Below are 13533 nucleotides of genomic sequence, written 5' to 3' on the forward strand. Positions count from 1 at the left end.
CTCCGATAAAAGCAGGATATTAAAAATCGGTCTTTAGAAGCCAGTCTTTACAATTATTACTGGGAGGATCGAGATATATTGGTTGGGCATTTGAGAGATCAATACCCTTACTTAACCCCATGGTATCTGCAATTGGCCAGAAGACGGCACGATGGGCAACAATAAGGGCAGTTTCCTTTGAAGATAGGATTTCATTTACCGCTTTTATGACTCTTATTGAAAATTCCTGATAACTTTCAGCTGCTTGTGGTGTGTATCCGGCCCTCCACCGAGAATCAAGGGTCGGGTCGGTTTTAAGCTGACCCTCCAGCTCACCGTAGTTGCATTCTCGCAAGGAATCATAAGAGTAAAGGGGAAGCTGCAGGCTTGCGTTAACAATTTCGGCTGTTGCTTTTGCTCGAATTAGGGTGCTCGAATGAATTTCAGAGAATGGCTGCCCCACTAATTGGCTCCGAGACTTTTCAGCTTGGGAAATTCCCCTTGGATTAAGGGGAATATCTTGCTGGCCCTGATAACGGCCTTCTTTATTCCAATTAGTTTCTCCGTGTCTTAAAAAATAGAACGGCTTTTGTATCAGCATTCGTAATAACCAGAGTTTTATCAGAGATAGTTCAATCGATGTTAAGCGGGCTTGATTCTTGTAGGGGTAACAATACTTCTATGCTGAGGCTGTCTATGTCAATCAGGGCAATAAGGTTATGTAGGGAAACTTTGTCTGCCATGAGCTCATTGGAACGATGGGCGTCTTCAGACGTCTCCCAATAGTAGATCTCTACCCAACGGCCAGCATCATTTTTCGAAAGCGATTGGTATTTAAACCCGGGTAAAGTTTTCAGATCGGGAAGCATATTATTAACAGCATCGACCATTTGTTGATTTGATACATCTGCTTGAGCATTCCAGCTAACAGTTTCTACGACATACATTGGTAACATCCATAAGTTCTCGTTATTGATGTCGCCATATTATTATTTGTAATATTGAAAACAATTGGGCAAATTATTAAGTATCTATTCTCAAATTGGAATGAATGTGGATATTTTCGACCGCGCATTGATATTCAAACTTGTCGTTGAGCAAGGTACGATGGCTGCAGCAGCACGGGTCATGAATGTTAGTCCCTCGGTAATCAGCAAGCGTATTGCTGAACTGGAATCCTCTATTGGAGTTCAATTATTAAGACGCACTACACGTCGAATCTCGGTAACGGAAGCTGGGGACAATTTTTACCATCGCATGCGCTTTCTTCAGGGCCAGTGGCAGTCATTGTTGGATGAGACCGAAAGCTTGGGGCAAACCCCACGCGGGCGTTTAACGATAGCAGGACCTCTGCCCGTCTTAAGTCGGGTATTGATGCCTGTTCTTTCTGGGTTCACTTCCAGATATCCTGAAATAGAGATCGAATTGCAATCCACGGATTTTGGTAATCTCCCCTTGGATAGCGCAGATCTTTCTCTCTCCAGGCGTATTCCTGATTTTGATTCAGGGGCTTTTGTCGGGTTGTCTCTCTGCCGATATCACAACCAGCTTTTTGCTTCTCCTGAGTACCTTAAGGAACAGGGAGTACCCGAAAGCTTATCTAATCTCACAAAACACAAATGCCTCTTATATGGGGGAAATAAAAATCAAACGCTGTGGCTGTTCAATGATCAGGAGACGGTCACTGTAAGCAGTAAAATGGTGAGTAATAATACGGAAATTATTATATCAGGGGCACTCAAGGGACTCGGAATTGCTTATATTCCAGAACTGATCATTGCGGACGAACTTGACCGTGGAGATTTGGTTCCAGTTTTGACGGATCATACAAGCGACCCTTTTGAAATGTGGGCCTACTATCAGCAATTGGATTATGTTCCGCTTAAACTCCGAGTATTCCTCGATTATCTGAAGATCTGTTGGTGAAGGCTAATTTGGGCAAGCAGCGGCACAATAGAAAAAGGGCCGCACACTAAAGAACGGCCCTTTTAAATGTTAAGCGATGAGGCTTATTTGTTCATACGGTTGTCGATGAGATCATCAACGACACTTGGATCTGCAAGTGTCGACGTGTCGCCCAGGCTGCCAAAGTCATTTTCAGCAATCTTGCGGAGGATACGACGCATGATTTTGCCAGAACGAGTTTTTGGTAATCCAGGTGCCCACTGCAACATATCAGGTGTTGCAATCGGTCCGATTTCTTTACGGACCCAGGTTACAAGTTCCTTGCGCAACTCGTCACTTGGTTCAATGCCTATATTTAGGGTGACGTAAGCATAGATACCTTGTCCCTTAATGTCGTGAGGGTATCCGACAACTGCTGCTTCTGCGACCTCGTGGTGTGCAACCAAAGCGGATTCGACTTCTGCTGTTCCCATGCGGTGACCAGAAACGTTGATAACATCATCAACACGTCCCGTAATCCAGTAGTAGCCGTCTTCATCACGACGACAACCGTCACCAGCGAAATAGAGGCCATCATAAGTGGAGAAATAGGTCTGAACGAAGCGATCATGGTCACCGTAAAGGGTTCGCATTTGGCCTGGCCAAGAATCTGCAATACAGAGATTACCCTCAGTTGCTCCTTCAAGTATTTTTCCATCATTGTCGACCAGCAAGGGCTGGATACCAAAGAAGGGACGTGTGGCTGAGCCAGGTTTGAGCGGCGTAGCTCCTGGAAGTGGAGTGATCAAGATTCCACCAGTTTCCGTTTGCCACCAGGTATCAACGATCGGACACCGACTTTCCCCAACAACCTCATTGTACCAGTTCCAGGCTTCAGGGTTGATTGGCTCACCAACAGTACCAAGTATGCGTAAGGAGGAGCGTGATGTCTTCTCAACCGGGCCATTACCCTCACGCATGAGTGCGCGAATAGCAGTGGGCGCCGTGTAGAAGATGCTAACTTTATGTTTGTCACAAACTTCCCAAAAACGAGAAGCCGTCGGATAATTGGGAACGCCCTCAAATACTAGGGTCGTAGCCCCATTGGTAAGCGGTCCATAAACAATGTAGCTGTGTCCTGTAATCCAGCCAACATCGGCTGTACACCAATAGATTTCACCATCGTGGTAGTCAAAGACGTACTTGTGAGTCATTATGGCATAAACCAGATAACCACCCGTGGTATGAAGAACACCTTTGGGTTGCCCGGTTGAACCAGAGGTGAACAGAATGAAAAGTGGATCTTCTGCATTCATTTCCTCTGCAGGGCAGTCGGTATCTGCGGCCAAACAGGCTTCGTGCCACCAAACATCCCGATCAGCATTCCAGCTGATATCTCCGTCTGTGCGTTTTACCACAAAAACGGTATCTACATTCGGGCAGCTTTCCAATGCTTTGTCAGCATTGGCTTTAAGGGGTACTTTACGCCCGCCACGAAGTCCTTCGTCAGCCGTGATAAGACAGTTAGACTCGCATCCAAGAATACGTCCTGCAAGAGCATCAGGAGAGAAGCCACCGAAGACAACTGAATGCACAGCGCCAATTCGGGCACAAGCAAGCATGGCATAAGTGGCTTCAGGGATCATCGGCATGTAGATGGTAACGCGATCTCCTTTTTTTACTCCACGTGCTTTCAAAGCGTTTGCAAAGCGGCTTACACTGTCATGGAGTTGTCCATAGGTGATGTATAGTTGCTCGCTTGGGTCATCACCTTCCCAAATAATCGCAGTGTCATCTTCTTTTTCAGGTAAGTGGCGATCAATAGCGTTGTAACAAACGTTAGTGGTGCCATCTTCGTACCAGCGAATGTGAACATCCCCGGGTCCGTAATTTACGTCTTTAACTTTAGTAAAAGGCTTGAACCAGTGAATGCTTTTTCCATGTTCGGCCCAGAATTGTTCAGGGTTTTCGACAGATTGTTGATACATTTCAAGGTATTTTGGTTCGTCTACCCAGGACTTAGCAGCGAGTTCTTCCGGAACGGGGAATACAGTGGCGTCCGACATGTTGCGGTCTCCCATATTATTTTTATTGTTGCGCTGCTTTATTTTTTACAGCGGTTTTTTGTTCGCAGGGATTATTCACGGATTTTGTTGATTTCTCAAGGGCTTTCTGGAAATAAACGATAAGTTATTGCTCTGAAATTGAAAATTATATTGCAATGCAGCAATTTTCTTAGGCTGATTATTTTGAATTCATGATTCCAGGATAAATGATATCTATGAAAACCATAGGTTTCATAGATGTGTGATTTACCATTATTGACTTGAAGTTGTTAAGACCATGATTCCATAGTTTCGCCACGTCTGACCATAACGCGGGGTTTGTCTGGTTCTTCAAAAACAGACACGTCATTACAGGGGCGACCAAAATAATACCCTTGGCCAAGATCCACATTACAGTCGATCAATAACTGAGTAGTTTCTTCATCTTCAACCATCTCGGCAACAGTATGTATTTTGAGTTTTTTACAAAGGTCAGCGATGGCTTTGAGAATATGAGCGGAAGTTTCATCCCCGAGCGCTTCGCGAACATAGGAACCATCAATTTTTAAGATATCTACCTGGAATTGGCGGAGGTATTGCAGGGAAGCCTCTCCGACCCCAAAATCGTCCAGGCAGACCTTATGGCCTAATTTTCTGAGCGATTGTATTGCTTTATTTGCAAGTACGGGATCCGGTATCTTGGTTGATTCTGTGATTTCAAATAAGAGAGAATCCGGGGTGTTTTTTAGAGGAGCCAGCATAGGAACCAGTTGAGAGAGAAACTCTTTGTCTCCGATAGAGGCTGCAGAAAGGTTCACAGCAATTGATCGGTTGTGCTTTTTACTTGGGTTGTCCTCGAGCCAGTTAATTGCTTTACGGCATAGAGCAAGATCAAAGCCCTTGATTAAATTGAGATCTTCTGCCGATTTAATGAAATCCTGTGGTGATCCGGTTTCACCGTTAATTCGGGCGAGCACTTCGTAGTGGTGTATGCCGCGGGTTTTAATGTCGACGATGGGTTGGAAAACCATCATAAATTCAGCGCCATCGATAACACTCTTAATTCGGTGGGCCGTTTTTTGTATCCGCGCAAGAATTTCAGGGAGTGAGTGCGCAAGTTCTTCCAGACTAAATGTTTGGTTTTGATCTTGTGCAAATTGCTGAATCATAAAGCTCAATGCTTGAGCGGCATTGCCGCCAGAAATACCACTGTCTGCCAAGGCGATACTGGCTTTTTCGACCTTAAGACCGACACCTGAAGGATCAGCGGCTTTTACTTGGCGGGAAATTTCGTCGCTTAATTTTTCAAGATCGAGATCTGGTCGGCCAATAATACCGTATTTACCGTTGCCAAAAGAAGCTGCCGAGTTGGCTTCTGATGAACTCGCGCGTAAATAGCTATTAATAGTTTCAGATAATTCCTGTTGGGTCTCTCTTTTTAATTTTTTGGCAAATTCGTCGTAATTTTCGAGCTCAATAAATGTTAGTTTGTCTTCTGGGTGGGTGGCTAAGTGCTTAGTCACAACTTCCCCAAAACTAATTCTATCATGAACGACTGCGCCACTTGCTGCCCTATCAGGGTAAGAGCTTTTGGCCCTGATGGAGGAGGGGGTTTTGCACGAGAGAAAATAGTGGTTTTTTAAATCTTGAACATAATACCCTGTTATGGATGGAGGAGGGGGTTTTGCACGAGAGAAAATAGTGGTTTTTTAAATCTTGAACATAATACCCTGTTATGGAAAGGGGGCGGGGAGCACCATCCTTTTTTTTGAATATAATTTCAATGGGTTCAGGCCGGGTACCGCCCACCATACCGGCGAGCAAATTGTCAAGGACAGGCTGTTCTTGGGGCAAAACCAATTCTGATAATGAAGTCCCCATTAGCTCTTCGATAGAGGAGCCAAAAATGCTTTGGGTCGCCCCACTGATGAAAACAATATCATGGTTATCTGACAATTCAATGAGCAAATCGGCCCTGCAAAAGGCAAAAGCCAAGAACCGGTCTCGCTCATCTTTTAGAGAACTAATTAGGCTCTCTTGATTCATATAAAATTCCAGACGTATTTTGCGAACACTGAAAGCGAGAAATTGGTTATTATTGCGCAAGCCTAGAGATGAGTCGTTAATGCTTAATAAAAATGGGAGGAAAACGAATTTTTATTATAACCCAGTTCATAACGCTAGATTGATGATTTAACCGGGTGTTCATAATATTTTTTAATGCATTTCATTAGATAGATTTGGTTGGTTAATTGTTGTGAGAGGAGTAATATTGGCAGTATGAAACCAGTTATACGACACCTCTTAGTCATCCTGGGGATGACAGTGGCCTGCCTAGCCGTGATTTTAATTTTCCCCGGATCTCTTGAGGCCTTTGGGGCAAAATTCTGGGACGCGGCCTTGTGGGTCGGCGGCTGTTTTTCCTGATTCCTTTTTGAATGTGATCTTATGAGCTCTGTAGAAAGTAATACGGCGTCATCTAAGCCGGTATGGCCTGTGATTGTCGCAGGGTGTGTCATCCTTTGTTTGGCATTTGGCATTCGTTCAAGTTATGGGCTATTCGTAAAACCGATAACGGACGAGCTTGGATGGGGCCGAGAAGTTTTGGCCTTTTCACTCGCCATTCAAAATCTCATGTGGGGACTTGGTCAGCCCTTTGCAGGAATGATTGCTGATCGTTACGGCGCGGGTAGAGTTCTAGTGTTTTCAGCTTTGCTCTATGCAGGGGGTGTTATTCTCGGAGCCGTGGGTTACTCGCCAATTGCTTCGCATCTTGGACCAGGTTTTTTTGTAGGCTTGGGATTAAGCGGCACAACTTTTGGTGTTGTTCTCGCCGTTATTGGCCGTTCAGTTTCAGAGGATAAAAGATCTCTCGCGCTTGGTATTGCGACCGCCTCGGCCTCTTTAGGGCAATTTTTGATTATTCCACTTGGCAGTACTTTGTTGCAAAGCTTTGGCTGGAATGATGCACTCTTGATGCTCGGCTTTATGGTTATGGCAATTATTCCTGCGGCATTCTTTCTCCGCGGCGTTTCAACAGTTAAGGGCGGATCTTCTGAAGTAACTCAAAACATGAGTATGTCAGAGGCGCTGAAAGAGGCGAGCAGTCACAGTGGGTATTGGTTGTTGATCGCAGGATTTTTTGTCTGTGGCTTTCATCTTGCTTTTATCACGGTTCATTTCCCCTCGTACGCAATAGATAAAGGAATGGCCCCAGAAATAGGGGCCTGGACCTTGGCGCTGGTCGGATTAGCTAATATTTTTGGCTCATACGCAGCCGGTGCTCTGGGGGGGACTTATCGTAAAAAGTATCTACTATCGGCAATCTATGTTGCCCGCTCAGTGGCAATACTTGCTTTTATATTGCTTCCACCTTCAACGGAATCGTTTTTGATTTTCGGCTTTGTCATGGGGTTGCTTTGGTTAAGCACCGTTCCTTTGACGTCTGGTCTTGTTGCTCAAATTTTTGGCCCTCGGTATATGGGAACGCTTTTTGGCATTGTTTTCTTTAGTCACCAGGTCGGAAGTTTTATCGGGGTATGGCTTGGTGGTTACCTTTATGACACAACAAAATCCTATGACTTGGTGTGGTGGATTTCAATCTTCCTAGGGATTTTAGCTGCACTCGTTCATTGGCCGATTTCGGATGGCTCCTTGCGCCGATCTACTCGAACGGCATAATCGAACAAACCAAGGCTTAGAAATTTTTATATTTGTATGCTAATTGGGCTCTTCTCCGCTTTGTTGAGTAGAAAAAGATGCCGACCGCCAAGTAACCTGTTGATATGTATGGTTTCTGATAACTTTACATAGAGCAGGTATATGACAATCAACATCTCGCAGCATATTTTAGGCCTCAAAGGGCAACGTGTAAATGAAATTAAACTGGATGACGGCGGTGTTAAGATTGTCATTCACTGCAGCCGAGACGCGCGTAGGAGGGCTATAGACCCTGCTACAGGCCAGAAGGGAAGCATCAACCAGCATGTCCGCCGACAAGTAAACGACATCCCCCTTTTTGGGTATCCTTGTGTGGTCGAGATTGAGCTGGCGCAGGTTTATATTAACAAGGGCGAACGCCGCATTGAGGGGTGTGATTTTGTTGATAAAGGGTGCCGTTTCACTCACCGATTTTGCCGACTGATCAGTGGATTATGTCGGCATATGTCTATTCAAGCGGTTTCCAGACATTTGGATATACGATGGGAAACGGTCAAGAATATCGACAGGGCATACCTTATTGAAACTCTCCCTACGCTTGATCCTGCAGAGCTAACTGGCTTGGAATATATTGGTGTAGATGAAGTTGCCCGGGCGAAAGGTCATGACTACATGACGGTGGTCTACGATATGGTTGGCGGTCATCTGATCTGGGTTGAAGCAGGCCGAACTGCCGAGGTTTTTTCAAGGTTTTTGAAACAACTGCAACCAGATACAGCCTGCAAAATAAAGGCCGTAGCGATGGATATGGGGCCTGCCTACCAAAAGGCTGTCAGAGAGTCCTTGCCGTTGGCCGACATAGTATTTGACCGTTTCCACGTCATGAAAAACTACAGCAAAGCTATCCATAATCAGCGTCGACTTGAGTTCAGAAAGGCCGATCCAAGTGGTAAAGAGTTGATGAAAGGGACGCATTATCTGTTGCTCAAAAATGCGGATAAGTTGAGTGAAAAACAAAGTGACAAGCTGCAAAGGTTGCTGGAGAGCAATAGCAACCTGAATGCACTTTACGTCTTGAAAGAACAGCTTCAGCTGCTGTGGAGTGCCGCTTCATTTGAGGCGATGGCGGAGCAACTGGAACGTTGGTGCCTGATAGCAGATCAGTCACAGATGCTCTATCTAAAAAAGTTCGCGAAATCCCTACGGAAACATTGTGTGGGCATCTGCAACTACGCCAAACACAAGCTCACAAGCGCCAGGATAGAGGCTGGTAATGTCAGTATAGGAATGATCCGTAAGCGAGCCAGAGGCATCAAGGATACCGAATACTTCAAACTCAAAATTAGACAATCATCCATTCCAGATAATCAATCTATGCTCTATTTGAAATCCTAAATCTACTCAACAAAGCGGAGAAGTGCCGCTAATTGTTTGAATTGACACTTGATTAAGGTTTGGTGCCTAAGCTGTCCAAATTAAAGACAGAGGTTGCTATAGCCGTTGGAATGATTCGGGGGGATCAGGAATTGGAAGCGATATTGCATATGCCAACTAACAATTTGAAGCCCAAAGTGCCTTCAAAAGGTGGACCAGAATTGAAAGATATTGTTGCAAAAGCAGAAGCTGCTCTTTCAGATATGGAAAGCGATTATGAGCTTTGGGTTGCGGAAGATGTCCGGAAAATTTCCGAGTTTCTTGCGAGTGCTAAAAGCAACGCAAAAAATGATGGGGATGGACAAGATAAATACATCGAAGAAATTCATGTTATTGGGCATAATATCAAAGGCCAGGCCGCTACTTTTAATTTCCCACTACTGACGTCTGCAGCAAAATCTCTTTGTCATTTCATTCAAGAAGATGAGACAGCTGCGGGAAAAAGGTTGGATCTCGTTGAAGCCCATGTCGACGCAATGAAAATTATCATAACTCAACGGATTAAAGGCAGTGGTGGTAAAGTGGGACGCGGGTTGATTACTGCCCTCGAACAGGCTGTGGCTAAAATTTTAGCGGACGAAAAATAAGCTTTACGATAGCCCGATCTTCCATAATTATTCCGGTTTAGTATTCCCCATCTGACAGATTATCTCCCACTCTTTATCCCGAATTGGCATGACAGACAGGCGTGATTGTTTCAATAGAGCGATTTCGTGTAAGGCATCGTTGTTCTTGATGTCGTCTAAACTGACGGGAACTTCCATAGGATAGAGCGCTTTGACATCAACCATACCAAACCGCCCTTTGGCATCGGTATGGTCGGGATAATACTCTTTGCAAACTTCGACGATCCCAACGATTTTTTTTTCTTTCACGGAATGATAAAAAAACACTCGGTCGCCAAGTTCCATGGCCTTCATGTTATTGGAAGCCTGATAATTCCGTACACCATCCCAATGCTCAACACCCTTGGCAACTTGATCATCCCATGACCAACTGCTGGGTTCCGTTTTCATAAGCCAATAAGCCAAAACATTCTCCTAAAATTGCCGATTTAAAGCAGAATAGCACCGCTTGATTTGGTTACAACCTTCTGGACACAATCAAACATTTATACCAGCGAGTGATAGAAGGGTAAGATCAAATATGTTTTATAAAGGAGGCTTTTATTTTAGCCCTATGTCTTGGCATGCATTCTCAGAGCCGCTTTCACAGGCCTTTTGGTATAGTACTTTTACTCTTTTAAGATCCTTACCTACACCTAATCCTTTGCTGTACATATTAGCAAGACCATAACAACCTAGGGAATTATCTGAGTTACAGCTTTCTTTAAAAAGCGCGATGGCTTTTTGGTGGTCTGTATTAACTCCTTCGCCTTTTAGGTACATTGCAGCAAGTGCACTACAGCCATAGGCATCATCTCCATCACAGGCTTGCTCAAATAGTTTAGCGGCAATGGTATCGTCCTGTTTTACCTCATTCCCATTCATATACATGCCCCCTAATATGAAACAGGTTTCGGCATCTCCACGATCACAGCCAAACTGCAATAACGCGGCCATATTACCCTCCAACCCTCGCTCTTCTTTAATTAGGCGAGTAAAGGCGGTGCAGCCGGGTAGATATTGGCCTTCACAAGCCTTTAGATAAAGAGCGAAAGCTTTACCATCGCTTTGCTCGACACCTTTACCTAATAAGTAGATATCTCCAAGATCTGTACACTCTGCCTGTTTGCCGTTTCTACAGGCGAGTTCAAGTTTATCGATATTACTTTTATGGTCTAATCCTTTAGCCAGAGCAGTAAAGCCGGGCACCATAAAAATTAATACCAATATCCAGGAAAATATCTTCATTTTTCTTTCTCAGGTTCGGACTGTTTAACTCTTACAAATTCTTATACCGATGATTTTCTTAAACGATAGCACCGCTTGATCCGTTGATAAGCGGTGCTATGTAGTCAATTCCGGTATTGGGAAGAGATTATTTCGGCAGAACCTGCTTCCAAGGCGTGATGGTAACCTGTTCGAACAGACCAGCTTTTTTGTAAGGGTCGTTATCCGCGAAATTTTGAGCAGCTGCGGCATCATCAAATTCCAGGATCAACAAACTACCGGTCATGCTTTCACCGTCAGTTCCAAGTGTTGGGCCGGCGACGACAACTCGATCCATGTATTTTGTCAGATATTCAAGGTGTGCTGGACGGTTGTCAGCGCGTACGTGGGAATGGTCTTTTTTATCTACGCAAGAGAAGATGAATTTCATAAGGGTTCGTTCCTATTGGTCTAATTGTTAAAACTCAGCTTTTTGTGGACGGGCCAATAAATTGGCGATGGTGTGGTCAATATCAGCTTTGTGGTGCAATACATCGCAAATGGCATTGCAGATAGGCATATCAATTTTCAGGATTTCAGCCAGAGCTGAAACCGACTTGCTCGAGCTTAATCCCTCGGCAACGGTAATGCGGCCGCTCATATAGGTTTCAATGCTAACGCCTTCACCTAGGGCCTTACCAAGGGCATAATTGCGCGATTGGGTAGCGGTGCACGTCAGGGTGAGATCACCCATCCCGGCCAAGCCCATCAGGGTCTCTCTGCGCCCGCCTTTGGCAAGTCCGAGTTTAACAATTTCGGAGAGGCCTCTGGTAATGAGGGCGGCTCTGGCGTTATCCCCAAGTTTGCGTCCCTCAACTATCCCACAAGCGATGGCAATAACGTTTTTAACTGCACCGCCAATTTCCGCGCCGATGGGGTCCGCCGAGTGGTAAATGCGAAATGATCTGCTGCCAAGGGTTTGGGCCAGCTGTTTTCCAAGCTGCTCATCGAGGCAGGCAAGGGTCACAGCTGTTGGGAGTTCATTTGCAACTTCGATGGCAAAGGTGGGCCCAGACAAGACCGCGATCGGGTTATCGGGCATAACTTCTGCCAACATCTCTGTCATCAGCAAGCCGCTTGAGATCTCAACACCCTTGGCACAAAGTACGAGGGGGATATTTTTCTTTATCTTATCTCGATTTGCTTCGAGAACACTGCGTAGGTGTTGCGACGGAACCACAAGTAAGATGAGGTCACAGTCAGAAAAGTCACTTATTTCAGAAGTCGCCTTAATGGATGGGTTGAGATCGGCGCCCTTTAAATAAAGTTTGTTTTCATGTTCGATGTTAATATCGGCAACGACTTGTGTGTTCCGAGACCAGATTGTGACATTATTTCCTGAAGCAGCAGCCACGGCAGCGAGGGCCGTTCCCCAGGCGCCTGAGCCAATCACACCTACGTTTTGTTTTGAATCAGGTTGAGGTGTCATTTATTCAGATCCTTCACACCTGTGAGCTGATCAAGCGGCCATCTTGGACGTGGAGCGAAATTAAGTGAATCCGTAAGCCCAAGACGTAACCTTTCCAGTCCCGCCCAGGCGATCATGACAGCATTGTCAGTACATAGTTTGACCGGGGGAGCCAGTAGTTTTGTATCACGCGTGTCAGTAAGCTCAGTTAAGCGTGCGCGTAAGGCAAGGTTGGCCGCGACACCCCCGGCGACGACAAGAGGGCCAGGGCGTCCAAATTTATCTTCAAAAATGTCCATCGCTCTTTTGCAACGATCAACCAGAACATCACCAACAGCCTTTTGAAAAGAAGCAGCAAGGTCGGCTTTATCCTGATCACTCATAGTCGCGGGGTCGCCGCCTTCACCGATGATTTCGATTATCTTTTTACGAACGGCGGTCTTAAGTCCGGAAAAAGAGAAATCGCACCCGGGTCTTCCCTTCAAGGGGCGGGGGAGATCGAAGCGATCCTCATTACCCTGTTTGGCAATCTGCTCGATTAAGGGCCCCCCAGGATAGGGAATGCCCATCATCTTGGCGGTTTTATCGAAAGCTTCACCTACCGCATCGTCAATGGTTCCGCCAAGCCGGGTGTAACAGCCGACATCTTCGACAGCGAGTAATTGACAGTGGCCACCAGAAACCAGAAGCAAAAGATAAGGAAATTCTGCTGCTTCTCCTTCGGTAAGACGGGCTGTGAGCGCATGTCCCTCTAGGTGGTTTACAGCGAGAAAGGGAAGTTTTCGGGCTGCGGCAATAGCCTTTGCCGTCATAACACCAACAAAAACACCGCCGATCAAACCTGGGCCTGCCGTTGCTGCAATACCATCGAGATCTTCAAAGTCGACATTGGCTTCAGCCAGAGCTTCTTTGATAAGGCGATCAAGGTGGTCCATATGGCTGCGGGCAGCAATTTCAGGAACCACACCGCCATAGGGTTTATGTTCCTCAAGTTGAGTAAGAACTTTATTGGCGAGGATAGTATGGTCACCATCAACAATTGCTGCAGCTGTTTCATCACAGCTGGTTTCTATACCGAGGACCTTCATAGCTTCCATATAATGTTGAGTTGGTAGAGCCCATAAGGCTGTACCTAGTTTAACTATTACGCCCTAGAAAATAGCATATTCAGCATTTCGGCAAGCCTTCCCTCTGAAAATTGTCTTAATGAGTAAATACAAAATCCATATTTACCGATATTGCTTCTTTTCCT

15 protein-coding genes are annotated in these 13533 nt (G+C 45.4%); 4 read left to right on the forward strand and 11 right to left on the reverse strand.

Annotated elements, in window-relative coordinates:
* Positions 1-19 precede the first annotated feature (19 nt).
* Complete coding sequence (locus ACOGW3_RS13210; RefSeq protein WP_419903403.1) at positions 20-580, reverse strand: histidine phosphatase family protein; 561 nt, start codon at positions 578-580, stop codon at positions 20-22.
* 31 nt (positions 581-611) lie between these two features.
* The gene (locus ACOGW3_RS13215) at positions 612-926 is read right to left on the reverse strand and encodes a hypothetical protein (protein ID WP_419903404.1); all 315 of its coding nucleotides are present in this window, start codon (positions 924-926) and stop codon (positions 612-614) included.
* Between the two features lie 64 nt (positions 927-990).
* Between ACOGW3_RS13215 and ACOGW3_RS13220 the strand changes: the two genes are divergently transcribed.
* Positions 991-1905, forward strand: a complete 915-nt coding sequence (locus ACOGW3_RS13220) for a LysR family transcriptional regulator (RefSeq protein WP_419903405.1) — start codon at positions 991-993, stop codon at positions 1903-1905.
* An 83-nt stretch (positions 1906-1988) separates the two neighbouring features.
* On the opposite strand, the gene acs is transcribed toward ACOGW3_RS13220, so the two are convergent.
* The 3 genes from acs to ACOGW3_RS13235 all read right to left on the reverse strand — a co-directional run bounded on the left by acs (position 1989) and on the right by ACOGW3_RS13235 (position 6014).
* Complete coding sequence (gene acs, locus ACOGW3_RS13225) at positions 1989-3929, reverse strand: acetate--CoA ligase (RefSeq protein ID WP_419903406.1); 1941 nt, start codon at positions 3927-3929, stop codon at positions 1989-1991.
* Between the two features lie 269 nt (positions 3930-4198).
* Positions 4199-5431 carry an EAL domain-containing protein gene (locus tag ACOGW3_RS13230; protein WP_419903407.1) on the reverse strand — a complete coding sequence of 411 codons (1233 nt, stop codon included), beginning with the start codon at positions 5429-5431 and terminating at the stop codon, positions 4199-4201.
* A gap of 52 nt (positions 5432-5483) precedes the next feature.
* Positions 5484-6014: a PAS domain-containing protein gene (locus tag ACOGW3_RS13235; RefSeq protein ID WP_419903408.1), complete on the reverse strand. Its 531-nt coding sequence runs from the start codon at positions 6012-6014 to the stop codon at positions 5484-5486.
* 420 nt (positions 6015-6434) lie between these two features.
* Between ACOGW3_RS13235 and ACOGW3_RS13240 the strand changes: the two genes are divergently transcribed.
* Positions 6435-7589 carry an MFS transporter gene (locus ACOGW3_RS13240; protein WP_419903409.1) on the forward strand — a complete coding sequence of 385 codons (1155 nt, stop codon included), beginning with the start codon at positions 6435-6437 and terminating at the stop codon, positions 7587-7589.
* Between the two features lie 26 nt (positions 7590-7615).
* Here ACOGW3_RS13240 and ACOGW3_RS13245 read toward each other — a convergent pair whose 3' ends face one another.
* Entirely contained in the window at positions 7616-7744 is a 129-nt protein-coding gene (locus ACOGW3_RS13245; protein WP_419903410.1) for a hypothetical protein, read from the reverse strand.
* Here ACOGW3_RS13245 and ACOGW3_RS13250 point away from each other — a divergent pair.
* Positions 7731-8963, forward strand: coding sequence for an ISL3 family transposase (locus tag ACOGW3_RS13250; protein ID WP_419901077.1), 1233 nt, complete (start codon positions 7731-7733; stop codon positions 8961-8963). The genes ACOGW3_RS13245 and ACOGW3_RS13250 overlap by 14 nt on opposite strands.
* Positions 8964-9112: 149 nt before the next feature.
* Complete coding sequence (locus tag ACOGW3_RS13255; protein ID WP_419903411.1) at positions 9113-9589, forward strand: hypothetical protein; 477 nt, start codon at positions 9113-9115, stop codon at positions 9587-9589.
* Between the two features lie 27 nt (positions 9590-9616).
* On the opposite strand, the gene ACOGW3_RS13260 is transcribed toward ACOGW3_RS13255, so the two are convergent.
* The 5 genes from ACOGW3_RS13260 to tsaD form a co-directional block, all read right to left on the reverse strand.
* Positions 9617-10033, reverse strand: coding sequence for an EVE domain-containing protein (locus ACOGW3_RS13260; RefSeq protein ID WP_419903412.1), 417 nt, complete (start codon positions 10031-10033; stop codon positions 9617-9619).
* 135 nt (positions 10034-10168) lie between these two features.
* A complete protein-coding gene (locus tag ACOGW3_RS13265; protein WP_419903413.1) occupies positions 10169-10855 on the reverse strand; it encodes a tetratricopeptide repeat protein in 687 nt (228 codons plus the stop codon).
* Positions 10856-10982: 127 nt separating this feature from the next.
* The gene (locus tag ACOGW3_RS13270) at positions 10983-11264 is read right to left on the reverse strand and encodes a YciI family protein (protein WP_419903414.1); all 282 of its coding nucleotides are present in this window, start codon (positions 11262-11264) and stop codon (positions 10983-10985) included.
* 27 nt (positions 11265-11291) lie between these two features.
* Complete coding sequence (locus ACOGW3_RS13275) at positions 11292-12302, reverse strand: NAD(P)H-dependent glycerol-3-phosphate dehydrogenase (RefSeq protein WP_419903415.1); 1011 nt, start codon at positions 12300-12302, stop codon at positions 11292-11294.
* On the reverse strand, positions 12299-13369 hold the full coding sequence (tsaD, locus tag ACOGW3_RS13280; protein WP_419903416.1) for a tRNA (adenosine(37)-N6)-threonylcarbamoyltransferase complex transferase subunit TsaD: 1071 nt from the start codon (positions 13367-13369) through the stop codon (positions 12299-12301). The genes ACOGW3_RS13275 and tsaD overlap by 4 nt, the downstream gene beginning before the upstream one ends.
* Positions 13370-13533: the final 164 nt, after the last annotated feature.

This window comes from Kiloniella sp., assembly GCF_965205715.1.
In the GTDB taxonomy this organism is placed as follows: Bacteria; Pseudomonadota; Alphaproteobacteria; order Kiloniellales; family Kiloniellaceae; genus Kiloniella.